Source organism: Bacillus sp. PAMC28748 (assembly GCF_014250415.1).
In the GTDB taxonomy this organism is placed as follows: Bacteria; Bacillota; Bacilli; order Bacillales; family Bacillaceae; genus Bacillus; species Bacillus licheniformis.
This window is the reverse complement of record NZ_CP060192.1, coordinates 1,162,527-1,187,113: the sequence shown is the minus strand read 5'-3', so window position 1 is coordinate 1,187,113 and position 24,587 is coordinate 1,162,527. Positions and strand designations below refer to the sequence as shown.

At 44.1% G+C, this 24,587-nt stretch carries 22 protein-coding genes, 3 tRNA genes and 1 pseudogene; 19 read left to right on the top strand and 7 right to left on the bottom strand.

Features of this window, described 5'->3' with window-relative positions; translation table 11 throughout:
- Window positions 1–4 precede the first annotated feature (4 nt).
- The 15 genes from H7F26_RS05975 (at window position 5) to rlmH (ending at window position 11,857) form a co-directional block, all read left to right on the top strand.
- Window positions 5–76 (top strand) — tRNA-Glu (locus H7F26_RS05975).
- An 88-nt stretch (window positions 77–164) separates the two neighbouring features.
- Window positions 165–241, top strand: a tRNA-Asp gene (locus H7F26_RS05970).
- 26 nt (window positions 242–267) lie between these two features.
- Window positions 268–340: transfer RNA gene (locus tag H7F26_RS05965), tRNA-Phe, on the top strand.
- 418 nt (window positions 341–758) lie between these two features.
- A complete protein-coding gene (gene walR / locus H7F26_RS05960) occupies window positions 759–1,466 on the top strand; it encodes a cell wall metabolism DNA-binding response regulator WalR (protein ID WP_003177967.1) in 708 nt (235 codons plus the stop codon).
- Between the two features lie 7 nt (window positions 1,467–1,473).
- Window positions 1,474–3,318 (top strand): cell wall metabolism sensor histidine kinase WalK, encoded by a 1,845-nt coding sequence (walK, locus tag H7F26_RS05955; RefSeq protein WP_003177965.1) that lies wholly within the window; start codon window positions 1,474–1,476, stop codon window positions 3,316–3,318.
- Window positions 3,308–4,672: a YycH family regulatory protein gene (locus H7F26_RS05950; protein ID WP_003177963.1), complete on the top strand. Its 1,365-nt coding sequence runs from the start codon at window positions 3,308–3,310 to the stop codon at window positions 4,670–4,672. The genes walK and H7F26_RS05950 overlap by 11 nt, the downstream gene beginning before the upstream one ends.
- The gene (locus H7F26_RS05945) at window positions 4,659–5,507 is read left to right on the top strand and encodes a two-component system regulatory protein YycI (protein ID WP_003177962.1); all 849 of its coding nucleotides are present in this window, start codon (window positions 4,659–4,661) and stop codon (window positions 5,505–5,507) included. Before H7F26_RS05950 ends, H7F26_RS05945 begins: the two co-directional genes overlap by 14 nt.
- Window positions 5,508–5,521: 14 nt before the next feature.
- Window positions 5,522–6,316 (top strand): MBL fold metallo-hydrolase, encoded by a 795-nt coding sequence (locus tag H7F26_RS05940; RefSeq protein WP_003177960.1) that lies wholly within the window; start codon window positions 5,522–5,524, stop codon window positions 6,314–6,316.
- 82 nt (window positions 6,317–6,398) lie between these two features.
- A complete protein-coding gene (locus H7F26_RS05935) occupies window positions 6,399–7,610 on the top strand; it encodes a S1C family serine protease (RefSeq protein ID WP_003177958.1) in 1,212 nt (403 codons plus the stop codon).
- Window positions 7,611–7,906: 296 nt separating this feature from the next.
- The gene (locus H7F26_RS05930; protein ID WP_016886319.1) at window positions 7,907–8,752 is read left to right on the top strand and encodes an SAM hydrolase/SAM-dependent halogenase family protein; all 846 of its coding nucleotides are present in this window, start codon (window positions 7,907–7,909) and stop codon (window positions 8,750–8,752) included.
- Between the two features lie 255 nt (window positions 8,753–9,007).
- Complete coding sequence (locus H7F26_RS05925; RefSeq protein ID WP_003177954.1) at window positions 9,008–9,478, top strand: membrane protein; 471 nt, start codon at window positions 9,008–9,010, stop codon at window positions 9,476–9,478.
- A gap of 30 nt (window positions 9,479–9,508) precedes the next feature.
- Complete coding sequence (locus tag H7F26_RS05920) at window positions 9,509–10,027, top strand: GNAT family N-acetyltransferase (protein WP_011201784.1); 519 nt, start codon at window positions 9,509–9,511, stop codon at window positions 10,025–10,027.
- 430 nt (window positions 10,028–10,457) lie between these two features.
- Complete coding sequence (locus H7F26_RS05915; protein WP_009330015.1) at window positions 10,458–10,940, top strand: DUF4234 domain-containing protein; 483 nt, start codon at window positions 10,458–10,460, stop codon at window positions 10,938–10,940.
- A 198-nt stretch (window positions 10,941–11,138) separates the two neighbouring features.
- Window positions 11,139–11,297, top strand: coding sequence for a CxxH/CxxC protein (locus H7F26_RS05910; protein WP_003177948.1), 159 nt, complete (start codon window positions 11,139–11,141; stop codon window positions 11,295–11,297).
- 80 nt (window positions 11,298–11,377) lie between these two features.
- Window positions 11,378–11,857 (top strand): 23S rRNA (pseudouridine(1915)-N(3))-methyltransferase RlmH, encoded by a 480-nt coding sequence (gene rlmH / locus H7F26_RS05905; RefSeq protein WP_003177946.1) that lies wholly within the window; start codon window positions 11,378–11,380, stop codon window positions 11,855–11,857.
- A gap of 727 nt (window positions 11,858–12,584) precedes the next feature.
- Here the strand turns inward: rlmH and H7F26_RS05900 are convergent.
- Complete coding sequence (locus tag H7F26_RS05900; protein WP_009330014.1) at window positions 12,585–12,743, bottom strand: hypothetical protein; 159 nt, start codon at window positions 12,741–12,743, stop codon at window positions 12,585–12,587.
- A 781-nt stretch (window positions 12,744–13,524) separates the two neighbouring features.
- Between H7F26_RS05900 and H7F26_RS05895 the strand changes: the two genes are divergently transcribed.
- The 4 genes from H7F26_RS05895 to H7F26_RS05880 all read left to right on the top strand — a co-directional run bounded on the left by H7F26_RS05895 (window position 13,525) and on the right by H7F26_RS05880 (window position 18,236).
- On the top strand, window positions 13,525–13,905 hold the full coding sequence (locus tag H7F26_RS05895; RefSeq protein ID WP_003177941.1) for a lactococcin 972 family bacteriocin: 381 nt from the start codon (window positions 13,525–13,527) through the stop codon (window positions 13,903–13,905).
- A 962-nt stretch (window positions 13,906–14,867) separates the two neighbouring features.
- Window positions 14,868–15,563, top strand: a complete 696-nt coding sequence (locus H7F26_RS05890) for an ABC transporter ATP-binding protein (RefSeq protein ID WP_003177927.1) — start codon at window positions 14,868–14,870, stop codon at window positions 15,561–15,563.
- The gene (locus tag H7F26_RS05885) at window positions 15,560–15,916 is read left to right on the top strand and encodes a hypothetical protein (protein WP_009330012.1); all 357 of its coding nucleotides are present in this window, start codon (window positions 15,560–15,562) and stop codon (window positions 15,914–15,916) included. The genes H7F26_RS05890 and H7F26_RS05885 overlap by 4 nt, the downstream gene beginning before the upstream one ends.
- 346 nt (window positions 15,917–16,262) lie before the next feature.
- Window positions 16,263–18,236, top strand: a complete 1,974-nt coding sequence (locus H7F26_RS05880; RefSeq protein ID WP_003177923.1) for a hypothetical protein — start codon at window positions 16,263–16,265, stop codon at window positions 18,234–18,236.
- A gap of 647 nt (window positions 18,237–18,883) precedes the next feature.
- On the opposite strand, the gene H7F26_RS05875 is transcribed toward H7F26_RS05880, so the two are convergent.
- From H7F26_RS05875 to H7F26_RS05850, 6 genes and pseudogenes are all read right to left on the bottom strand, one after another.
- Entirely contained in the window at window positions 18,884–19,486 is a 603-nt protein-coding gene (locus H7F26_RS05875; protein WP_011198470.1) for a response regulator transcription factor, read from the bottom strand.
- Window positions 19,483–20,625, bottom strand: coding sequence for a sensor histidine kinase (locus H7F26_RS05870; protein WP_021837840.1), 1,143 nt, complete (start codon window positions 20,623–20,625; stop codon window positions 19,483–19,485). Before H7F26_RS05870 ends, H7F26_RS05875 begins: the two co-directional genes overlap by 4 nt.
- 6 nt (window positions 20,626–20,631) lie before the next feature.
- Window positions 20,632–21,364: pseudogene (locus H7F26_RS05865) on the bottom strand (ABC transporter permease).
- A 1-nt stretch (window position 21,365) separates the two neighbouring features.
- On the bottom strand, window positions 21,366–22,262 hold the full coding sequence (locus tag H7F26_RS05860) for an ABC transporter ATP-binding protein (RefSeq protein WP_009330007.1): 897 nt from the start codon (window positions 22,260–22,262) through the stop codon (window positions 21,366–21,368).
- 280 nt (window positions 22,263–22,542) lie between these two features.
- Complete coding sequence (locus H7F26_RS05855) at window positions 22,543–22,854, bottom strand: nucleotide pyrophosphohydrolase (RefSeq protein WP_021837839.1); 312 nt, start codon at window positions 22,852–22,854, stop codon at window positions 22,543–22,545.
- Complete coding sequence (locus H7F26_RS05850) at window positions 22,851–24,494, bottom strand: DUF2075 domain-containing protein (RefSeq protein ID WP_003177919.1); 1,644 nt, start codon at window positions 24,492–24,494, stop codon at window positions 22,851–22,853. The genes H7F26_RS05855 and H7F26_RS05850 overlap by 4 nt, the downstream gene beginning before the upstream one ends.
- Window positions 24,495–24,587 lie beyond the last annotated feature (93 nt).

Genomic DNA, 24,587 nt, shown 5'->3' with positions numbered 1-24,587 from the left:
CCCTGGCCCGTTGGTCAAGTGGTTAAGACACCGCCCTTTCACGGCGGTAACACGGGTTCGAATCCCGTACGGGTCATTGATTTACTTTAGCGTTATTGCTAAATCCCCGCTTGCTTCGGAGGAGACCACGATTCTTCTCCGAAGCAGGTACTGTAATCATGCAAGGTCCGGTAGTTCAGTTGGTTAGAATGCCTGCCTGTCACGCAGGAGGTCGCGGGTTCGAGTCCCGTCCGGACCGCCATTTTATAAAAAGTTACATACATACCCGGCTCGGTAGCTCAGTTGGTAGAGCAACGGACTGAAAATCCGTGTGTCGGCGGTTCGATTCCGTCCCGAGCCACTCTAAAAAGCGCGTCTGTTTTTAAGCAGATGCGTTTTCTTTTAGCTGAAATCAATGAAATAAAAATGCTGAAGGAATGAAAAGGAGAAAAAAAGGGAGGCCGGTAACCCGGCCGAAGAAGAAGACGTTACTATATAGACGGCTTTGAAGCATAAAATGTTTCATTTTTCAGTAAAAAAAGTCACAAAAATTTAATTGTTGTGATAAAAGCGGAAAAATAAAGCGTGGATTTAATTTCCAAACGTTTTCCTTTGAACTATTTTTTTAACTTTTGCTTCATAAACGTTATAATGTATAAGAAATCTATTTCGATTTCTAGAAAGTGTTTTTTTAATGATGACATGCAGTGTACTTTGATATAAAACATAGACAGCCATCCGCTGGCTGTATCCAAACTCTGAACCAGGAGGAATGAATAATGGAAAAAAAGATACTAGTTGTAGATGATGAAAAGCCGATTGCTGATATTTTAGAGTTTAATCTGAAAAAAGAGGGCTATGAAGTCCATTGCGCATACGACGGCAATGAAGCGCTTCAGATGGTTGAGGATCTCAACCCTGATATGATTCTGCTCGACATCATGCTTCCGAATAAAGACGGTGTGGAAGTGTGCCGTGAAGTCCGCAAAAAATATGATATGCCCATCATTATGCTGACAGCAAAGGATTCGGAAATCGATAAAGTCATCGGCCTTGAACTGGGCGCTGACGATTATGTGACAAAACCGTTCAGCACCCGCGAACTGCTGGCGCGTGTCAAAGCGAACCTGAGAAGACAGAACACAGCGGCTCCTGCCGAAGAAGAATCGTCTTCAAACGAAATTCAAATCGGATCGCTCGTCATTTTTCCGGATGCCTATGTCGTTTCAAAACGCGACGAGACAATCGAGCTGACACATCGGGAATTCGAACTGCTGCATTACCTTGCAAAACATATCGGGCAAGTCATGACGCGTGAACATCTTCTGCAAACCGTGTGGGGATACGACTACTTTGGGGATGTCCGGACAGTTGACGTTACGGTTAGACGCCTTCGCGAAAAAATCGAGGATAATCCGAGTCACCCAAGCTGGATCGTTACAAGGCGCGGTGTCGGCTACTATTTGAGAAATCCGGAACAGGACTAATACACAAATGAATAAAGTAAGTTTTTTTCGCTCGATTCATTTTAAGTTTACCTTAATATACGTTCTGCTGATTATCGTCGCCATGCAGATTATCGGCGTCTACTTTGTCAATGAGATGGAGAAGTCACTTCTTAAATCATATAATGACTCTCTTGATCAGCGGGTGAACAACCTATCGTATTATCTGGAACAGGAAATGACGAAGGATAGAAGCACATCTTCCTCGTCTACCTTGAAGGAAGATGCAGAGCGGATTCTAAATGATTTCAGCAAAGAAGGCGAAATTCTCGAAGTCAGTCTGATTGATAAAAGCTATGAAGTCATCGCGACCTCCAATCCTTATAACCGGGAGGTGGCGGGGAAAAAGACAACAGAGGGCATTATCAAAAGGACGCTGCTTGTCGGCATTCCATACGAAAATAAATTTTTCGACCCGGAGCGGGACAGCAAAGTGCGGATTTCGGTCACACCGATTAAAAAATCGAATCAAGAGACAATCGGGGCCATTTACGTCGTGGCATCGATGGATAATGTCTACAATCAAATCCGGACGATCAACACCATTTTAGCGTCTGGAACTTTTATTGCGCTTGGAATCACTGCTTTTCTCGGGATTTTTGTCGCGCGAACGATTACACATCCGCTGTCAGATATGAGAAAACAGGCCATTGAACTGGCGAAAGGAAATTTCTCAAGAAAAGTCAGGAAGTACGGAAACGACGAAATCGGCCAGCTGGCCACAACGTTTAATTATTTAACAAGAGAGCTGAAAGAAGCTCAGTCCATGACAGAAGGCGAACGAAAAAAACTATCTTCTGTTATTGCGTATATGACAGACGGAGTTATCGCGACTAACCGAAATGGCGCGATTATTTTGCTTAATACGCCGGCGCTGGAGCTTCTAAATGTTTCACGTGAAACGGCTCTTGAAATGCCGATCACTTCGCTGCTCGGCCTTGAAGACGAATACACGTTTGAAGATTTGGTTGAACAGCAGGATTCCCTGCTTCTTGAAATTGAACAGGAAGAACGGACGTCTGTGCTCCGCGTCAATTTCTCGGTCATCCAAAAAGAACACGGAAAGATCGACGGATTGATTGCGGTCATTTACGATGTCACAGAACAAGAGCAGATCGATCAAGAGCGGAGAGAGTTTGTTGCAAATGTCTCCCACGAGCTCAGAACGCCGCTCACAACGATGCGAAGCTACCTAGAAGCGCTTGCGGAAGGGGCATGGCAGGATCCAAACATTGCGCCGCGCTTCTTGAATGTGACACAGAATGAAACAGAGCGCATGATCAGGCTTGTCAACGACCTGCTGCAGCTTTCAAAGTTTGATAGCAAAGATTATCAATTCAATAAAGAATGGATTCATTTTATCCGTTTCTTCTCATTGATTATTGAACGCTTTGAAATGACGAAAGAGCAGCATGTTGAGTTTATCAGCAATCTGCCGGATAGAGAATTGTATGTTGAAATCGATCCGGACAAGATTACGCAAGTGCTGGATAATATCATTTCAAATGCATTGAAATATTCCCCTGAAGGAGGCCATATCACGTTCTCTGTTGATGTAAATGAAGAAGAAGAGCTTCTTTATGTCAGTGTCAAAGACGAAGGTGTCGGCATTCCGAGAAAAGACGTGGAGAAGATCTTCGAGCGGTTCTACCGTGTAGATAAAGCCAGAACAAGAAGACTCGGCGGTACGGGACTCGGTCTTGCGATCGCAAAAGAAATGGTACAAGCCCATGGCGGCGACATCTGGGCCGACAGCATCGAAGGAAAAGGAACAACGATCACATTTACCCTGCCGTATAAAGAAGAACAAGAGGATGATTGGGATGAAGCGTGAAACAATTAAAACGATAATACTGTCCCTTTTGGTTTTGATCAGTCTTCTTTTTACTTTTAATATTTGGGGATTTCAGGGGAATTACGAAAAAGTTGAAGACTCACAGGCTCAGGTCAGCGACAAACAGCCGATTACAAACCAGACAAAGTTGTTAAATGAAGCCGTCAAACCGCAGCAAATGTTCATTCATGAGAATGGACAGCATTATTTGCTGAATGACACGACGCTCTATTCTCAGCTCTGGGATGACATGGGACGATGGGAAGTCAAATCGTTAAAGGATATCTCGGACAAATTTGACAGGCAGCAGTTCAAAAACTGGCTATACGCTAAAAATAAAGACTCCAAATTGGATCTCGTCTTCAGCGACAACATTCCGATCGATGTGCTGCAGCCGCTTTTCAAATGGTCCGCCAATTCTTATGAATACAACTCTTTTGACAGAATCGTTCTTCCTTTCAATGAAGGACGGGGCATGAAGAAGATCTATTTTGTATCCTTCAGCAAAGAGACGGTTGTTGAAGCGGTGATTGAATCGGCAAATTACCGCAACATCCTTTCAGACATTGAAAAAGAAAAGTCGCAGATGCCTCTTTATGAGGATTTTGCAATCAATTCGCGCAGAGATGTCTTGCTTCCGGTTAATCGGCTGAAGCTGTCTGAAAAAGAGTATTTTACAGAAACGATCAGCCCGACGCGTTTTAAAAAAGCTTTATTTGATGATCCGCAAACCGTGCGGCAGGAAACCAACTTAAACAGACCGGTATATACGGATGGAACAAGCCTTTTGGAGATCTACTCGAACAACAGACAGATTAAGTTCCAGCACCGCAACCTGGAACCGAGTACTTCTTATCAAAATGGAGAGCTGATCAATAAAAGCTTCAAATATTTAAACGACACGGGAAGCTGGACGGATGATTATCAATTTTTCGGTTTGAATGAAAATCAGCAGATCAACTTTAATCTGTTTATGGATCAGCTGCCGGTCGTTAACAGCCAAAACCAGCCTTTCGGAACGACATCGATTGAACTTCGCTGGGCAAACAACGACATATTGGACTATAAACACCCGACATATGTCTTGGGCGCAAACGCAAATCCGGTCAGCAAAAAGGATAAAGAAATCATGAGCGGAGAAGAATTGATTCAGTTCCTGCAAGACAATGAAGAGTATGACTTTGATAAGATTGAGCAAATTTTCCCCGCCTATGAAATGGTCTCAGTATCAGAGGAACAAGACCCTCTTGTCAAACTTGTGCCGACATGGTGCATTAAAATAAACGGTACGGTAAAGCCGGTATCAAAGAAGGATTCAGCGGTGAAGGAGGGCATAGAAAATGGAGTGGAATAGAACAAAAACAATCTTCATTATCGTCTTCCTCATCCTTGATATCTTTTTGGCCTTTCAATACTTTGATAAGCGCAGCAACAATCAGTTTCCGATTTTAGAAAAATCAACGCTGCAGGAGGATATGAAAGCAGACCATATTTCATACGGCAATTTGTCTAAAGAGACGTCAAAAGGCTCCTCAATCTCTGCACAAAAGCGAGTCTTTAAGCAAAGCGAGATTAAATCGTTAAAAGGGCAAAAGCCGAAGGCGTTAATGAATACCGCAAAAGAGAACGCTTTGACAGAAATAGAAATGGAGTTTGAAACACCCATTGCGCTTCCGAAAACGGATATGAAGACAAAAGCAAGGGAAATCGTGAATGAAGAGATTATCGACGGCAATAAGTACAAGCTTTGGAAGGTCGATAAGTCCGGAAAACAGATCGTTTTCTTCCAAACCTATAATGGGAATTACATTTTTCAGGACCGGCAAAATGATGATAACAACGAGATGGGCGAAGTCGTTCTGTACCTGAATAATAAAAACGAAGTCGTGTCTTATAAGCAGTCAATGCTGCAGGATATTAAAGAAGTCAAAACGGAAAATCTGATCTCTGCAGTCGGCGCGGTTGAAGCTTTATACTACCCGGATTATTTGAAGAAGTACAGCAAAATTAAATCAGCCGAGCTTGGCTATTTCACGCAGTATCCGCTGGCAAGCGCTCAAATTTTCGTGCCCGTTTGGCGGATCGAAGTGGAGCGCAAAACGGACGATAAAACCATTCACGAAGAATTTATCGTGGATGCACGGGACGGAGCGCTTCTTCAATCACAAGAGAAAAAGGAAAAATCATAATGGAGTGAGAAACCATGAGCCTGCAATTTAGCGTACTTGCGAGCGGGAGTACCGGTAATGCTTTATATTTGGAAACCGATGACCACGCTTTTTTAGTTGACGCAGGACTTAGCGGGAAGGCGATGGAAGGGCTGATGGCGCAAATTGATCGAAAGCTTGATCAGCTCGACGGCATCTTTGTTACACATGAGCACAGTGACCATATAAAAGGGCTTGGCGTGCTGGCAAGAAAATATGAGCTGCCCGTTTACGCCAATGAAAAAACGTGGAAGGCGATGGAAGGGCATATCGGCAAAATGGATAACGGCCAAAAGTTCGTTTTTCCAATGGAAACCGTCAAGTCATTCGGCTCCCTTGATGTCGAATCGTTCGGGGTATCCCATGATGCCGCAGAGCCGATGTTTTACGTTTTTCATTACAATGGCCGAAAGCTCGCTTTGATTACGGATACGGGCTATGTCAGCGACAGAATGAAAGGCATCATCCGCTCGGCAAACGCTTTTGTTTTTGAAAGCAATCATGATGTCGGCATGCTGCAAATGGGCCGCTATCCGTGGAACATCAAGCGCCGGATTCTAAGCGACGTCGGACACGTATCCAATGAGGACGCGGCACTCGCAATGACCGATGTAATCGGCGATGAGACATCGAGAATTTATTTGGCTCATTTAAGCCAGGACAACAACATGAAAGAGCTGGCGAGAATGTCTGTGCAGCAAACGCTGGCTGCCAAAGGATTTGCGGCAGGAGAAACGTTTGACTTATATGATACCGATCCTAAGAAACCGACGCCTCTCGTAGCGGTGTAAATTTTCCTGATTGAATGATTAATCTGCAGGCAGATGATCCACACTATATACATATATCGTTCCTTGAAAGGATTTGAATATAGTGGAGTTTAATCATGATGAGGAAAAATTCGTTCGGGAAAAGCCGGTGAGAAGTTGGAGAAGCTTTTTGTTTTCAAGCCTGGTCGGCGCCGTCATCGGCGCTCTTTTAACAGTGTTTGCCTTGCCGTATCTCTCGCAGCAGGGATGGCTGCCGTATAATCTGCAAGTCATCGAAGCGCGCGGCGGCCAAGGAGCACAGCAGGGCGGGACGGTCCGCAATGTATCCGTCAACGTGAATAATGAAGTCACGCAAGTGGTCTCTAAGGTTTCTGATTCTGTTGTCGGCGTTATCAACATCCAAAAGACAGGTGTATGGGATGGTGACAGCGAAGCGGGAACAGGCTCGGGCGTTATTTATAAAAAGGACGGCAACACATCCCACATTGTGACAAACCACCATGTCATTGAAGGGGCGTCCCAAATAGAAATCAGCCTGAATGACGGAACACGGATTCCGGCAAAACTGATCGGCAGCGATAAGCTGATGGATCTGGCCGTCCTGCAAGTCAACAGCAACAAAATAAAAGCAGCTGCCGAATTTGGAGATTCTGATAAAGTGAAGACAGGCGAGCCTGTCATCGCGATTGGAAACCCGCTCGGCCTGCAGTTTTCAGGATCTGTTACACAAGGAATCATCTCAGGAACCGAACGCGCTGTTCCGGTCGATTCCAACGGAGACGGACAGCCGGACTGGAACGCCGAAGTACTGCAGACGGATGCTGCCATTAACCCGGGTAACAGCGGAGGCGGGCTGTTTAATATTGATGGAAAAGTCATCGGCATTAATTCGATGAAAATCGCTGAATCAGCCGTCGAAGGCATCGGTCTGAGCATTCCGGCCAACCTTGCCATTCCGGTTATCGAAGATTTGGAAACGTACGGTGAAGTGAGACGGCCGTATCTCGGAATTGAGATGAAATCACTTGGCGATATCGCAAGCTATCACTGGCAGGAAACGCTTAAACTGCCGAAAAACGTAACATCAGGCGTAGTTGTGATGGGTGTTCAGCCGGTATCTCCTGCAGGCAGAGCCGGTCTGAAAGAGCTCGATGTCATCGTCGAATTTAACGGTGACCGTGTTTACGATATCGTTGATCTGCGTAAAAAGCTTTACACCAAAAACGTCGGCGACAAGGTAAAAATCAAATACCTGCGGGGCGGAAAAGAAAAGACAACAGAAGTAAAGCTGACCCGATCCCAATTAGGAAGCTGATAAAGACAGTCTGGCCGGTACGGCCGGGCTGTTTTTTTATTATGAAGCGCCCAACGAATGATCGTCAAAAGGAAAAAATGTGATTTTTGGAGAGTGAAATGAGATTTTTTCTGAGTGAATAATCGAATTTTTGGGTGTGAATTCCAAGTTTTTGCCCTGCAAAAATTATAGTTTGTAAAAAATGGACAAAGCATCATATTGCGTTTCAATTTTGCGTACGATATGATGACTTTAATATTCTGACAAATGGCCGATTTAATGCAGGATTTAAAGATCAGGGCGGAAAGGGAGATAGGATGAGTCAGCATGCACTTGTATTACAATCTGATTTTGGCCTTGATGACGGGGCGGTAAATGCGATGTACGGTGTGGCTTATTCGGTTGACAGTTCAATTCGGATTTTTGATTTGACGCACAACATTCCCGTTTTTCACATTTGGGAAGCTTCCTATCGGCTGCTGCAGTCCGTTTCTTATTGGCCTGAAGGCACTGTCTTCGTGTCGGTCGTCGATCCAGGGGTCGGCTCAGAACGCCGCAGCGTCGCAGTCAGAACCTCTTCCAATCAATATATCATCACACCAGACAACGGAACACTCACCCACATCAGCCGGCAAAATGGAATTGCCGAGGCGCGCTATCTTGATGAAGCGCAAAACAGGCTTCCAAAATCAGGCGAATCACATACATTCCATGGACGCGACATTTACGCCTACACCGGGGCAATACTGGCAGCCGGCGCTCTCAGCTTCGACAGGATCGGTCCGGAAGTTTCTATAGATTCCATCGTCAAACTGCCGGTCATGGAAGCGTACATCGAAAATGATTGGATAACCGGAACGATCGATATTTTAGATGTCCGGTTTGGAAACCTTTGGACGAATATCAGCCGGACGCTCTTCAAGTCACTTGATGTTCAATACGGAGATCCAGTAGAAGTCGTCATCAAGCATGAAGACACAAAAGTCTATCAGCAAACGTTGGCATTTGGCCGGTCGTTTGCCGATATGCCTGTAGGCAAGCCGGTTGTTTATATCAATTCATTAGACCGCTTGGGCATTGCCCTCAACCAAGGATCATTTGCTAAAACATACCATATTGGCACAGGCATCAACTGGCGGATTTCTCTTCGAAAAAGTATATAGCGTTAGACAAAAGAGCCTGATTTTCCAGTCAGGCTCTTGCTTTTGTGTCATTCTTATGACATAAAAACGGTTGTCACACATTTTTCAGCTAATCGTGAAGACAGCAACCTCTTCAAAAATGGTTCTTTTGTCACATTGGTACCTAAGTCATATTGTCTAAAACAAGAGAAAAGAATATATTGAGGGGGTGTGCCGCTGCTATGAAAAAATTCATTCAATTCATTTGTTTGGAAAACGAGTGTCCGGAGGAATGATATGAACGACAATGTGCAGGCTGCGTTGAAAACGCTGTCTAATGTAAAGAGCAGAAGTATCTTGTCCGTTTTTGTGCTATGTCTGATCACACTGGGGGTTTACATACCATACTGGTTTCTATCCAGGAAAAAAAGCTTCGATTTGCTGCCTTATCATGATATTCCCTACACCACGTTAAAAGCTATCATATTTTATCATTTATTTTCTATTCCAATTAGAATATCAGCAAAAATCGCTTTTCCTGACATGCATTACAGCCTTTATATGCTGCTCGACCGCGTGATTTTGATTCTGTCCGCAGGTGTTTTGATATACTGCGCACTGGTGGTGACTGCTTCATTAAACAAGCTTTCAGGCAAAGAACCTGCGAATGGATCGATTTTTGCCTTCCTTTTGAATATCATTTACATTCAGCACAGAATCAATAAACTTTCCGAGCCGAAAAGCGAATGGCTGAGCAAAGCATCATGATCTATAAACAAGGAAGTGAAGTACAATTTGATGTTGAAATCGAAAATTAAAATTGACTTGAACAAACCGAGAAAAAAGCCGGAAATCCGTTTGACGCCAATGACGGAAGAGGACTTTAAGATATACCAGACCTATTCCATCCAGCATTACGCCATGGAGAAAGTAAAAGCGGGCACATGGACAGTGGCGGAAGCGATGGAGAAAGCAGAAGAGCAGTTTGCGGCCCTTTTGCCAAACGGCATTGAAACGATCAACCATTATCTATGGTCAATCATGAACGACAGCGGGAACGCCGCAGGCTGGGTTTGGATCTACGCTGATCCGCACCACCCTCAAAAGGAAGCGTTTATTTACGATTTCGGGCTTTATGAAGCGTACCGCGGCCAGGGAATCGGCCAGCAGGCTTTAGCCGTCTTAGAAGAGGAGGCAAAGCAATTAGGAGTCAAAAAGCTGTCCCTGCATGTATTCGCCCATAATAAAAAAGCGAAGCGACTATATGAAAAAATGAATTTCGAGACGACAGATTTGCATATGAGCAAGAGACTGTAAGATCAAAGCTGTGAAAGCTTTGATCTTTTTTCATATCCAATGTTCCACATGGAACATAGCGTGTCATTATTCCTAGTTGAGAGATACGAAAAATAACGAAAAAAAGACAAAATGATTCGATAGAACCCCTTTATGTTGCGTAATGACAGATTGCATATTACAAAGGTAAAAATATGACGAATAATGTCCTATTGATTGTCGAATTTCTGCAGATGAACACGAAATAAGGAACGGGCAAAAGGATATAGTTTTTTTATTCTAGTCAAAAAAAAGAATCCATATACCTAAGAAAATCCCAATTTAACACTTCAATGGATTTTGATTTATTGGATTCAATATAGTACATTTTGATATGGAAAGTGGAAAAGTATAGATGACAAGGATAAAAAGACCTGGAAGAACAGTTTTAAGGAAAGAAGAGTGTTTCAGCATGAGTAAGGAATTAGAGGAATTTCCGAAAATAAAACCCTTATATGCGGTGTTATTAACGATCATAACGTCCGGCATATACATCCCGTATTGGTTTCTCTCAAGAAGAAAGAATTTAGAACGATGCCAAATTAAGCTCCCGTATGTCGCCATTAAAGTGACGCTGCTGTTAAGCGTCTTTTCAATTTTGGAGCCTTTTTGGACTTTTTATTCAATCACATTTCAAAGTGAAGACCTGCTGCCATACAGCAACAGCATTTTGCTTCTCCCGCTGCGCCCCGGACACAGCTTTCTCCCGCAGCTCTCATTCCTCCTTTTTTGGACGGTAAATTTATATAGTGCATTTAAGGTTAGAAAAGCGTTTATTGGGCTGTCGGAAAAGCAGGTTAACGGGTTTTGGACTTTCATTCTTAACGTTTCATATTTGCAGTATATTACAAATCAGCATTCTTTAGTTGTTCAGGAAAAAAGAGAAGCAGTATAAAAACAAGATTAAAGCATCAGCGAGATTGGCTGGTGTTTTTTATTTGGAGAGAACAGAGTTATCCAGAGGAATATAAAAGCTTGTGGATAACCGCGTGAAGTCATGCTAAAACCTACTAACATGTGCATAAATAGGGTATATTGAATAAGGAGCTTTTTTATAAAAGAGCCCAATGATACAGATATTGGAGGGACTTTTATGAAGTCTTGCGAAGAGCATATTGAAACGGTCATTGACATGTATGTGGATGAGGAAGAATTGGCCCCGGAAATCAGAAAAATCGAACATACACACAGTTTATCCACAACCTGTGAATTGTGTGATAAGCCTGCAGTATATATAGTGGGGAACGAATGATCGGACACTAAATACACAACCTTTATCCACAATTGTGGATAATGCATCTGAATAACTTGTTCTTAAAGTGGGGATGACCTGTGAATATATCAATCGTAGCAATCGGAAAACTAAAAGAAAAATATTTAAAACAAGGAATCGATGAATACATAAAACGGCTTTCGGCATACGCAAAAGTCGACATCATCGAACTTCCGGACGAAAAAGCACCGGAAAACCTAAGCGACCAGGACATGAAAATCGTCAAAGACAAAGAAGGCGAACGAATTCTCTCCAAAATCAGCCCAGACGCCCACGTCATCGCCCTGGCGATCGAAGGAAAAATGAAAAGTTCGGAAGAATTAGCCGATAATATGGATAGACTCGCCACATATGGAAAGAGCAAGGTAACCTTCGTCATCGGCGGCTCGCTCGGCTTAAGCGACGCCGTCCTGAAGCGCGCAGATGAGAAGCTGTCGTTTTCACGGATGACATTTCCGCATCAGCTGATGAGGCTGATTTTGCTCGAGCAGGTTTATCGGGCTTTTAGGATTAATCGAGGGGAGCCTTATCATAAATGATGGAAAATTTTAATTTGAACTTATCCATATTACCTTAAGAATAGGAGAAACACACAATTACTCAGGAGACAAGCAATTAGGCTTGTCTTTTTTTACACCTCTCAAATGCAAATAGAAAATCCCCAACAATTTGCTACATTAAGAATACATTAAAACAGTCTACAATTTTCTGAATCGGTTAAGCATTTAAAGGAAGATGGGAATTTAAGTTTTCATTTTTATATAACAAAAAGGGAAAATAATCTAAATATCCATTCTGATACCCTCTAAGAGTTTTATACATTAGCAAATCTAATACATTTTGACCAAAATTTTTAAAAAATCAGGAAACCTCTTGAATCAGTTTTGTTTTACAATTATTATAAAATTAGTTAATTTGAGTTAAAGAGAGTTGGTGTTAGGGTCCCCGGACCCAAATAAAAACTGCTTTTGTCATATGGATTCTTCGTTTATTTGCTCTCATTTAGGTATCTTGTTTGATTTGTTTCTTTGGCAGGATGTTTTCAGGACTATAGTGTTTGGCATCCGCAGTAGTTGTTTGGCGTTTCACCTGTTTTGTCTCTATATTATCCAGGACACTGTCCCAAATCATCCGGAAGCTTCTGCTGTTATTCTTTTCTAGGCCAAATCATATGCCTTCAACACCGACTTGTGAATTATAGGCTTTTTGAGACAGGATATGGGACGCTAATCATCAGTAAAATTGATTTGATCTTTGTAGCGTTGGCTATTTTTCTTCAGGTGTGCGTTCTTCCAGTTCTTGTAATGCCGCGTTGGCTTTTGCAAGCCGATTTCTACGATATTGAATTTTGCGGCGGATCGTCTTCGGGAAAAGAGAGAGCAGTCCTTCATCTTTGACATCCGCTTCTTTGACTTCTTCCACCATCTGCTTGACCTCTTTTTCGAAACGCTGAGATTACCATTTTATCTGCTTACATAACGATTTATCTGTTTTGCGTGAACAATTTTGGAACACATCCAGATTGCTTTTCCGAAAATCGCTGATAGTGCGAAAACCACGACGCTCCCCTTTTACAACCAGTGAACAGATTTAAGGATAGCCGTCTGAATTTTCCGGAAGCTGAAACACCCGTGATATATATAACCATAAATTAAACAGCATAGGCGGATTGTACGAGTTCCTCCACATTCGGAGTATTTCTGAATGATAGAGCCACACGGTCCACGTTCTCACTGGCTAACCGGATCAAATGATCTTCAGGAGTCAGCATAATACATCCAGTTCAGGTAGATAAGATTTGAATTTGGTGACTTGCTTTTGTTCTTCTTCTTTCATTTTCTGACTAATCCAAACTGGAAAAAGCAGGTCTTTTAACAGATTAGGAGGTTTCTGACATGCACCATTCGGTCACTAACCGAATGCAGTAAAGGACACTGTGGTGCTTGCCAGCCATTAGGGTATTGAGGAGGTGATCAAAATGCTAGGTGACAGTATTTCGTCGAAGTGGACAAGTCGTGACCAAATGACCTCGGATCGAGGGTTGGTCATGGAGGAAAAAATTGATGTCTGGTGACAAAGAGGAGTCATGATCATGGCACCGCCAACGAGGGAAAAAACTCTTCCCGCATCGACACGGTATGTGGGCGGTGACAAACTAACTTATAGAGTAAATTTATTAGTCGAATGAAAGAGGAGGAATGAAATAATGAAAAATCATTTGTATGAGAAAAAAAAGAGGAAACCTTTGACTCGGACAATTAAAGCGACGCTCGCCGTGTTGACAATGTCCATCGCTTTGGTGGGAGGCGCTACGGTGCCTTCATTTGCATGGGTGAATCCGGGTTATCACTACCAGTACCCATCGGAAGGTGGTACATGGAGGTATGGATTCGTAAACGCCGGGCTCCGTTCAGAGTACAACCACCCGACAAAGGTCCACGGCTCGACAGTGCAAAAGCTCATCGATGGAAAAGTGGATAAAACGAATAGAAGTATTGATACGGCTGCGGGCCGCTACTCTAATGCCTATGTCGGAGCCATAAACTCACCTGGTCTTAAGGGTCGTTACTACTATCGCACCAACTAATCAAAGGGAAAACGGTTGCTGTCAACGGGGCTAGCATGGCAAGACCCAGAAAAGTTCTGGGAGATCCCGCTTTGCATAAGCGTATTATAGTGGATGACGCGGGCTTTGTTGTTTACACTTCTTGCACCTGCTGACGGCAATCATCCCTATCTATGAAATCGAGATTTCAGCAGGCCGTTATTTTCGAGAGAGTTAAATCTATATTCATTGTTTTTATTTTGGTAAGGACATACCGGATTTTAGGTTTGGATTACCGGTCGAGTTAGCTTGTCTTTTCGCCCACTACCGTGTCGATGCGGGAGCAATTTACCAGAAGCACTTACCGATTGATAGTTTTTTATTCCGGTGATTGCAAAGTTTCATAAACTCTGAGAATTCAATAGGGGTAATACCCCGCTTTGAGGGGCGCGGCATTTTATGCGCCCCGAGTATTTATTCTTAAAATTTTTAAATTAATGTATCTATATAAAAAGGAGATGCTTTCGGTGTACTGCCAAAGCATCTCCACAAAAGATAGTGCATATCTGCAGGAAAAAACATAAAATGCAACTAACATTTTTTGGAAAGCAATAGGTTTATTTAATTTTGTAGTTTTATCTTGGTAGCCTTAGCAGTAAGTTATTTTATGCGGTGCAATCCTCTACTTTTCCAGGTTTAGTGTTGATGCCGGCCGTTATTCAGCAAATTTGACAAGAAACAAATTCTTTGTGCCCCGGCAGTCAATAGGTTACTTATGGTACAACAAGTGAAATTTGCTAGTTGTAAAAGGAATTAATGTTTGTGACGAAGAAGAGATAGTATGTCACGACACTGTCTACAAGAGAGAAAAAAACGTTCCCCTATTAATGTGGTAGGTGGGTGATGATTAATCGGCTTGAAGAGTAAAAATAGTTAAGTAAATGAGGAGGAATGGAATAAATGAGTGCCGCTTTTTATAGCGTAGAATTTGATGGGAGGTACAGATGTTGATTGAAGCACAGGGCATTTCAGTAGCAATTGGTGGGCGGACCGTGCTTGATGGTGAGACCGTTCAGTGCCCGCCAGGGGTCATGACAGCCCTCGTTGGTCCAAGCGGATGTGGAAAGACTACACTTTTGCACTGCCTCGGGCTATTGCTCCCGGTTAATCAGGGACGCATCTTGATAGACGGACACGATGTCACAAGCTACGGTACTGCGGCGCGGCGGCGGTTTTGGCGTGATCATGCGGCGTTCATTCTTCAGGATTACGGCATTATGGATGAGGAGTCGGTGGCATTCAATGTCACCATGCAGGCGAGCATCCTTGGGCGGCGTGTCACGGGAAACCAAGAGCGGTTGGCGCAGGTGCTCGAGCAGACGGGTCTCCAGGGTCGAGAAGGCGAGTTGGCTAGCCACCTTAGTGGGGGCGAGAAGCAGCGACTCGCACTGGCTCGTGCCATCTACAAGGACGCTGCATTCTTGTTTGTCGATGAGCCGACCGCCTCGCTTGACTCAACCAATCGGCGAAAGGTTATCGATCTGTTTGCGGACTTCGCTGCGCGTGGCCGCACGGTTATTGTGTCTACGCACGACTCTGAGATGATCAACGCGTGTGGTGCTCGGCATAAGGTCGGTTCCAGCAGTTCGTCAAAACCATTGTCGACCAACGATCCCGGCAACTTAGGAGGTAACTCATGAAATCAACCACGAAGATCATTATCGGTGTCGTCATAGGATTATTGCTTGCAGTTGGAACAATTGCATTCCTAAACGGATGGATCACAGTGTCAAGAGACACTCATCCGCCGTGCGATCAGCTGCCGAACGTAACAGAGGCCAATGCAGCGCTTTCCAGACATCAAGACCTCGTCGAGGAGATTAAAGCTTTGGGTGATGACATTACGGTCGAAGTAGGAAAGCCGTGTCCTGATGACGAGAACCGAGGGCTGGTCATGGTTAGCTATGGTTCAAGATCCGAGCATGACGCAATCTCCGACCTGCTCAGCCGCCGTGACGGGTTTGGGGTCCCAGTGCACCTGGTGAAGCGCTAACTCAACTTCTACACAATTCACTCGGTGTAATCGTTTCCTGCTGTTTACGGCAAGACTGGCTCCCCGTTTTTGTCAAGCAGTATGAACCTGATGCAGACCAACTACGCCAAGCAAGAGGCGCTGGCTAGGCTTTACATATGAGCCCTTGGAGGATTGATTGGAGGCAGAGACAAACGAGTTGAGGAGCAGAAATATTGACAAAAATAGTTGAATAAATGAGGAGGAATGAAATGAAGGGGGAACATTATCTGTTAATCCAGGCAATTACGCCAGTCCCCGGCGATACCGGTTGTGTTCGCCGGGGCTTAGCATGGCAATTTTCAAATAGTTCTTGGAGGTCCAGCTTGTGTATAAACGTATTATAGTGGCTGTCGCGGGCGCGTTGTTTGCTCTGCTTGCGCTACTGGCGGCGATTATCACCGACCTATATGATCGAGACTTTCCTCAGGCGATTGGTGCCGAGAGCAGGTTAAACCTTGATTTCAGCGAATCGGGGCTTTCTATTACTGAAGCGTTTGCGAAGCTGGAGAAGCTCGATGCACGCTGGAATCTTGGGCTGGTCAAGGTTGCGCCAGACCTTGCAAGCGACGGCGATGGCCAGGTCTACGTAGCACTTAACGATAGAGATCTGCCCGACGAATTTACTTGGTTTGGCGGCGATGGTGCAGGCAAGATTGTCGGTAAGGACCGGCTTGAAACCTCCTACCCCGATGGGTTCTATCTCGTGACCGGTGAAAAGGCTCACTTGAGCGAGTTTGAGGACACGCTGAAAAGTGAAGGCGTGAAGGTCGGTCGCGGGGATGCGTCCATTTTTAAAAGCCTTGAATTCGTTGTGCGAGAAAGAGGATTTGCTGCCGCTGTTCTTGCAGCATTTGCGCTGATTGCGGCGCTTGCGTTGTTCTGGTTGTCGTTAAGAGCGCGTGGGCGTGCTCTTCGGGTTCTGGGCGGGTGCCCGACCTCGCGGATTCAGGTTCAGGACCTGGCCGGGTTCGGGGGGGCGCTGCTGGTTTCGGCGGTGGCTGTAGCACTGGTTGCGTCTTGCTACGTAGGTTTGTTTCATGGCTGGATATATGTCGGTACCTTCCTCAAGGCGCTGTTCAGTCTGCAGGTCGCTGTTATTACCGTATCCCTGTTGGCTACGCTGATCATGTCAGCTTCCGCATGGCCTAGCGCTACCATGATCGCCACCAGACAACCTGCTGTTAAAAGCTTGCGTTCAGCTGCCATCGTGATCCAGGCGTTAACGTTCCTCCTGGTGGTAGCTGCGGCTGGACCTGCTTGGTCCGCATACAAACATTCCTCAGCTATAGCTGCTGAAATGGCTCAGTGGAAGAAACTCGCAGATCAAGTTGCGATTGTGTTTGCGACAGACGTTGACGAGATGAACCACATGGAGCCGCAGATTGGTAAACTGGTAAAGGATGCGGAATCGCTTGATAAGGTAGCTTTTTCCTACACATATACTCAAGAAATGCCAATGCCAGCCGATTTTGGAGAGTACTCGGCCATCTCTTACGTGAACCAGCGTTGGCTTGATATGGTGACCATGGATGCACCACAGCCTGCTGTTACAAAGGTGCCTTATCATAGCATTCCAAAAGGGCTTGTCAAAATGATTCGAGAAGAGGCCGAGCTTTTGTCGAGGAAAGAGCTTTCCGATGAGCAGTTCGGTAAGTTCAAGTTCTTGCGGCCGATCGACGGATTCCGGTTGCCGGTAGCCCAAGGAGGAGGAGGGGAAAGACTTCACTTTGCGGACGATGTCCTAGTTGTTGTCGTGCCCTCGCTCTACGATACTTATAACGATTCTGCTTTGACTTCCATGGTCTCAGGTAGCAACATCGTATTCACTGGTGTAACTGCTACGCAGGAATTGTTAGGGAAACACGGCCTTGACGTGAAGGCACTGCGTGATCGAGATATCAACGGTGAACTGAAAGTTGTCTATGTTGCCGAAGAGGGGATTCTCCGCGCGCAGTTCGCAGCGTACGTTGTATGGTTGTTGAATCTTGCGCTGATTGCATTAGTTATTGCTTTCACTGTCGCTGCTGCGATTAGTGCATTGATAACCGCGCTGCTGCAGGCGAAGCGTGACTTTCCGCTGCGGGTGGCAGGCCAGTCATGGGTACGGATTCTCCGGAGCCGTGTAGCCAAAGAAATGCTTGTTGGGGTCGGCCTTGTGGGCGTTGTTGTTTTGCTCCAAAGGCCTGATGAGATAGGGGCTGTACTAGTGGCCGCGGTGTATGGGTTGCTTGTTGTGCCGCTGAGTCATCTGTTTGCTGTACGTTGGTGTTTTGATAGAGCCAGCAAACGGCGAATTTGACCGGAGGTAAGATGTCGGATGAAGCCCAGGGCGTTTCAGTACAATTGGCGGTCGGTCCGTGCTTGACGTCACGGACCGTTCGTCTTTCGCCCGGGATCATGACGGCACCCTGGTTGGTCCGAGCGAAATAATTTTCGATTAGTTATACGGTGATTATTACAGATAGGAAAGAGAAATTTCTGAATAGTATTTTTAATCAAAAGCTTATAAATGAAGAAGCTGAATATTGTCAATCGTTTCAAGAAGGACTAATAAAAATAGTTGAAGAAAATGGTTGTATTGATTTCGAAAAGGAGAGGAGAAGACAGAGCTTAATCATATTAAGAGTATGTATAAAGATAAGCCGTTGATATGTCAACACAGGTACGAGATTTTAGTAAGGTAGTTTCTAAATGGATTGAATGGGATACCGAGTATGCATATGAGTATTGGACTCCAATCAAACAAGGTATATCACTGAGTGATACAGAGAAAAGAGCGACATTGAACAACCAAAAGAATATTCTGGTGAATTAATCGACTAAGGAAATACCTCTTAAAACAGGAGTGTGAATGTTAAAAGGAGTTAGTTGATAAGCTATAAAGGCCAATGTCAAAGCTCCTAAAATACCATTGTACCATGATGGCTGCTTATCTCAAGACCCCACTCAAATCCATCCTTTCCCCTCCGCAATCCTTGCCGCTTCCATCCGGTTTTTCGCATCCAGCTTCTGCATAATCTCAGAAATATAATTCCGGACGGTCCCTGACGACAAGAAAAGCTCCTCAGAAATTTCTTTTGTCGTCTTTCCGATATATGCCAGTCGCAAGATGTCCTGTTCGCGTTCGGTGAGCGGGTTTGTTTCGCGGACAGCGTTGAAGGTAAGTTCCGGACTAAAGGTTCTTTTGCCTTCCGTGCATTTTCGGATGGCGTCTGCGAGATCGTCGATTTCCCCGTCCTTGAGCAGGTAGCCGTGGACATTGCTTTTGACGGCGCGTTCGAAGTAGCCGGGACGCGCAAACGTCGTTAGGATGATGATTTTCGTTTTTGCGCCTTGCTTTGCGAGCTCTTCGGCCACTTCCAGTCCGCTTTTGACCGGCATTTCGATATCCATGAGGCAGACGTCCGGTTCTAGCTTCAGAATGGCGGTGAGCGCTTCTTCGCCGTTTGTCGCCTGGCCGATCACTTCCATGTCTTCTTCAAGATCAAGCAAGGATCCCAGCGCGCTTAACAGCATTCTTTGGTCTTCGGCAATAAATAAACGAATCATTGGATTGCTTCCTTTCCTTCAGCTTTCTTTACATTTGGAACGGCGATGCTTAAAACTGTGCCGTCATGGGTTGAAACGTCGAGAGCGCCGTCGATTAATGCAAGTCTTTCCTTCATTCCGCGCAAGCCGTTACCAAATGGTGTTTTTTGCTGATCCATCCCCATTCCGTCGTCTTTGATGGTAATGCTTATTTTATCATCTGTTTGAGAGATGGAAATGGTGCAATGGGTGGCGCGGCTGTGTTTGACGATATTTGTGGCGGCTTCGCGTATACACATGCTGACAATGTTTTGTGTGACAGGAGGGATATTTGAAAAATCGGAACCTCCCATGTATTCGAATGTGATGTCTGCAGCCCGCAGGATTTGCTGGATGTGGATGAGCTCTTCTGCAATAGTTGCCGTTTTCATATCAGACACGAGTTCCCGGACTTGTTTTAAGGCTGCTCTTGATGTGGTTTCCATTTCTCTTGCTTCTTTTCGCGCCCGTTCGGGGGCGCTGGCGATGATGCGCTGGACAAGCTGGCTTTTTAATGTGAGCAGTGAAAGAGTATGGCCAAGTGTATCGTGCAGATCGCGGGCAATTCGTACACGCTCCTCGCGCTTGACCAGTTCCTTAATATGCTGATTTGCTTCATCAAGCTTTTGTTCCAGTTCCATGCGGCGGTTCATGGAGCGGATGCCGTATGGTGAAATGAGCATAATCACAAGAAAGGGCAGAAAATAAAAGAGCCGATTAAGCAGGGATGGATCTTTCAGCAGATGATAGATAAAAGGGGCGACCAATACAACAACCAGGCTGGCAAGGCCGCACCGGAACGTCTTTTTTTCCCGGTAATAGCCGATAAAGTTCGCTGAAAAAAAGCCTAAAAATACTAAGTTGATATCATAAAATACAGTGTAGATTAAAATGATTGAAAGCTGGATGGCCAGCCAATAAGTAAATAATTTTTTTTGCGGCGGAATAAAAAAAAGCTGGCGGTACGTCACCAAGAAAAGCAGCACGAGTCCAAAACCGATCAGCTGTTTGATTCCCGAGGTCTGATTTGTCAAATAAGAAATGGGCAGCAGTAAATAGATTAAAAAGATATAAGGAAAAAAGCCGTACCGTTTCGGAAACATGCTGAAGTTTTTTTTCATTCTTGTTCACACCGCTTCTTGTTTTCTTCTTATATATTTAGATAGTAGCATAATAACGATTGAATAGGCTAATAGGAAGAGAATATTTTTCCAGTTTGGCATTTGACCTCGAGCGATTTCCCAGGCGCCGCTGCCATAATGATAGGACGGCAGCCAATGGCCGATATTCTGCATCATTTTTGGCATAATTTCAAGCGGCATCCACATCCCTCCGCATACGGCGAGCCCCATATACAGCACATTGCTGATTCCGGCTGCTGTATCCACTTTTTTCATCATCCCGATCAATGTCCCGATCGCCAGAAACGGGAGCGAGCCAAGCAGGGCCCACAATCCGCACAGGAACCATTCCAATGGGGATAAAGAAACGCCGTTGATCAAGGCGCCGGCTAAGAAGATTACTGTGATCGAAAGAATATGAATGACGCTTTGCCCCGACATTTGAGCGATAAAATAAATGTGGTCGGGAAGAGGCGTTACGCGTATGAACGTCGACCAGCCTTGGGTGCGTTCTTGAACCATGCGGATGCCGAGTGATCGAAGAGCCCATGACGCTGAATGTTGTCATCGACATTAAATAATGCGCATTCCATGCCGCAGGGTCTGGAGCATTCGTATTGACGACATTTGTAAAAATATAATAAAAAGCAATCGGCATGGCCAATGACCAAAAGACAAAATAGCGGTTTCGAAGCATTCTTTTGATTTCCATTCTGCACTGCATCTGAAATACATTCATTTTACTCGTCTCCTTTGCTTGTCAGCTGGCGAAATGCCTCTTCGAGATTTCCGCGCTCAATTTGAATATCATAAGCGCCGATCTTTTCTGAGAAAATGAGTTCCAGTATTTTGTCCGTATTGGCCGTGTCGATGTAAACCCGGTTGTTTTTACGAAAAATCTGTTCGGTTTCTGGGTGCTGATACAGCTTCTCGAGTGACTGTTCCGGATCAACTATAAATGAAACCGAATGCTTCGATATTCTTGATTTTATTTGGAGCGGCGTTCCATCAGCTACTATCTTGCCGTCTTTAAACAGCAAGATTCGTTGCGCGGCATCATCTGCTTCCTGTAAGTAGTGTGTAGAAAAAATGATCGTTTTTCCTTGCTCTGCGAGCGATTGAACCGTTTGCCAAAAGCGGTTTCTTGAAGTGATATCCATGCCGACCGTGGGTTCGTCAAAGATCATCAGTTCTGGATCGCCGGCAAGCGCCAAGGCAAAGCCTAGACGCCGCTTTTGCCCGCCGGACAACTTTTCTGCCTGTGTTTTTAAATCCTTGTCTGTCAAACCTGTCAACGTTCTAAGCTTTTGAAAGGATAGAGGCTTTGGATAGTAGCTCCGGATGAGTTCGATGATTTCACCTGCACGCAAACCAGGCATGACGCTGACTTCCTGGAGCATCGTGCCGATTTTTTCACGCACCCGTTTTTCATGCGGCATGGAATCGAATAATGTGATGTTGCCTGCCGTCGGTTTTAACAGCCCCAATATCATTGAAATCGTTGTTGTTTTCCCGGCTCCGTTTGGCCCTAGAATGGCTACAATTTCTCCTTTTTTAATTGAAAAATCTATCTGATCAACCGCCGTTTTTTGGCGGAATGTCTTTGTCACATTCGTCAAGCTTACAACATTGCTCATGGCTACAGGCCACCTCCTGATTTACTCATTTCATTGTATAAGTTGAGGGAGGCGGATTTTAGTAAGTGATGTCATGAAAATCGGATGACACATGTCATTTCTTTAAAAATAACAGGAAGCTAGCGAACGCTGTAGAAAGAATCGAAGGGTGTAAAGCAAATGAAGGAGGGGGATTACGGGAAGATAACCGAGCAGAGCGCCATAATAATCAACGCATCATGGAGATAGAGAGAGCGGTCTTCAATTGTGAAAGAAGCTCTCTCTACTTAAAAGGAGAGTCTCAACCATTATGATGAACCGGATACTTCCTCCCATTCTTCACAATCTTCTCTTCCACAATCTCTTTCACATCCAGTCCAAGATCGTTGCACAGCATGAATGAGTAGATCAAAACATCTGCGATTTCTTCACGGATGTTTTCTTTATTGGCTTTGAGTGCTTCTTCACTGCTGATCCATTGGAAGTCTTCGAGCAGCTCGGCTGCTTCGATGGAGATTGAGATGGCGAGGTCTTTTGGGTTATGGTATTGCCTCCAGTTTCGTTCATCTCTGAATTCGTTGATTGCGTTGATCAGGCTTTGGATATCGTTCATGACCATTTTCCCCTTTCTAACTCGAGTAGTCTCTTTTTTAATTTAGGATCTGTCGCATAAATATAGAGGCCTTGTATGCCCCGCTTCATCAGGACATTTATTGAATTTAGGATGATTTGTTCTTTAATTTGTTCATTCTGTTCTGGAGACAAATCTGTACGTAACACGAATGCCCCTGTATCTTTGTATTTGGAAGTATCAATTACCAGTTCGTCTTTTTCTTCATCATAGCTTACGGAAGGGCCGAGAACGACGCCGACGTAATTTAAATCAAACCCTTGAACGGTATAAATGGAGCCGACTTCTTTAATAGAATTCGGATTTTCCGCCCATGTCACTTTATCTTGGGTGCTGTTCCAGGGCATGTTAATCCCTTCTTCATCAACGATGTAAGTCTTTTTATCTTTTTTATGTAAATAATCAAAGGTCGAGACAATCCGGGAGAGACCGTCTTCACTGTTTTTGCGTTCAATAGCTGTTTTAAACGCAGCAGCATCTTCAAATATTTTAAGCTCGAAGGAGGAGTCTTCAGTCGGAAAGGGAAGAACTTTCTTTTCAACAAAGCTGTCAATCCACTTGATTGTTTCTGGATTGGCGTTCATTCTCATTTGGTCTGTCAGTTTTACGGTTTTCGCATCATACTGATTAATGATTTCCTCGAGCAATCTTTCGTTCCAATAACTTTTAATCTTTAAGACTTGTTTTGGGTCAAAGATCACCACAGTGATTTTACTTCGCTTAATGATTTCATCCAGCTGGTTTTGGTAGCGGAAATGGTTATAGGAATCTTCCTTTGTCAGAAGCAGGTGAGCTTCATCTACTAATACGATATCCGCTGTTGCTCCCGTCTTGGTCTTCTCATTAATAAATGGTGTCGGCTTCATGAAACTCTTTTTCTTTAAATTCGGTAAGCTGTTGGCGATGCTCTTATAAGTCTTCAGCATTTCGCTGTGATTTACCAGCAAGTAATTATCTGTTTCTTTCAAAAAAGAGTCTTCACTCTTAGCCAAATCTTGAATCGTATTAAACAGAGAGCTTAACAGGACACTTTTACCTGTGCCGGCATCTCCTTCAATAACAATGACATGATTTCCTTCTTTTTGTATACGTTCTTTACAGAAATCAAGGATCTTATTTTTAATATCAAGCTGCTGAGGCGAGAGCTCTTTATAAGGAGATAACTTATAAATGTCTTTATTCCTAAGGTTTTCAAGAGAATCGTTCACAATTTTCTCTTTTCTCAGCTTCTCCCAAATGACTTGAAAGATATTTTCATTATAAAAGGGTTTCTGATAGTAATTGTGCATTTCCCTAGACCTGGTCTGGCTTACGTTTTGCAGCTGGTAGCGGTTATCGGCGATAAAATAGTTAATTAAATTTGATTCAATATTGTATGTCGCAGACTTATGAAATTTCTCATGGCCGATTAAAATAAAGCGATTCAAACTCTTTCGCTTTTCATCATCTATATGATTTTTCAAACGCCGTGCAGCTTGAACCGTTTGTCCAATATATGCAGTCGGTTTCTTTTTCTCGTTATAAAGGATATAAACAATCGGATAGTTATTTATATGCATTGCTTTTACAACATTCACATGGTCTTGAGTAAATTCTCTCTTTTCAAACACAAGTTCATTCATTGTTTCAGCCTCTGAATCTCTTTTTTAAAATAATAGTACCATATTTATGATAAATTAATCTAAATTTTAACAAACAGGAAGCTTTCTGAGGGC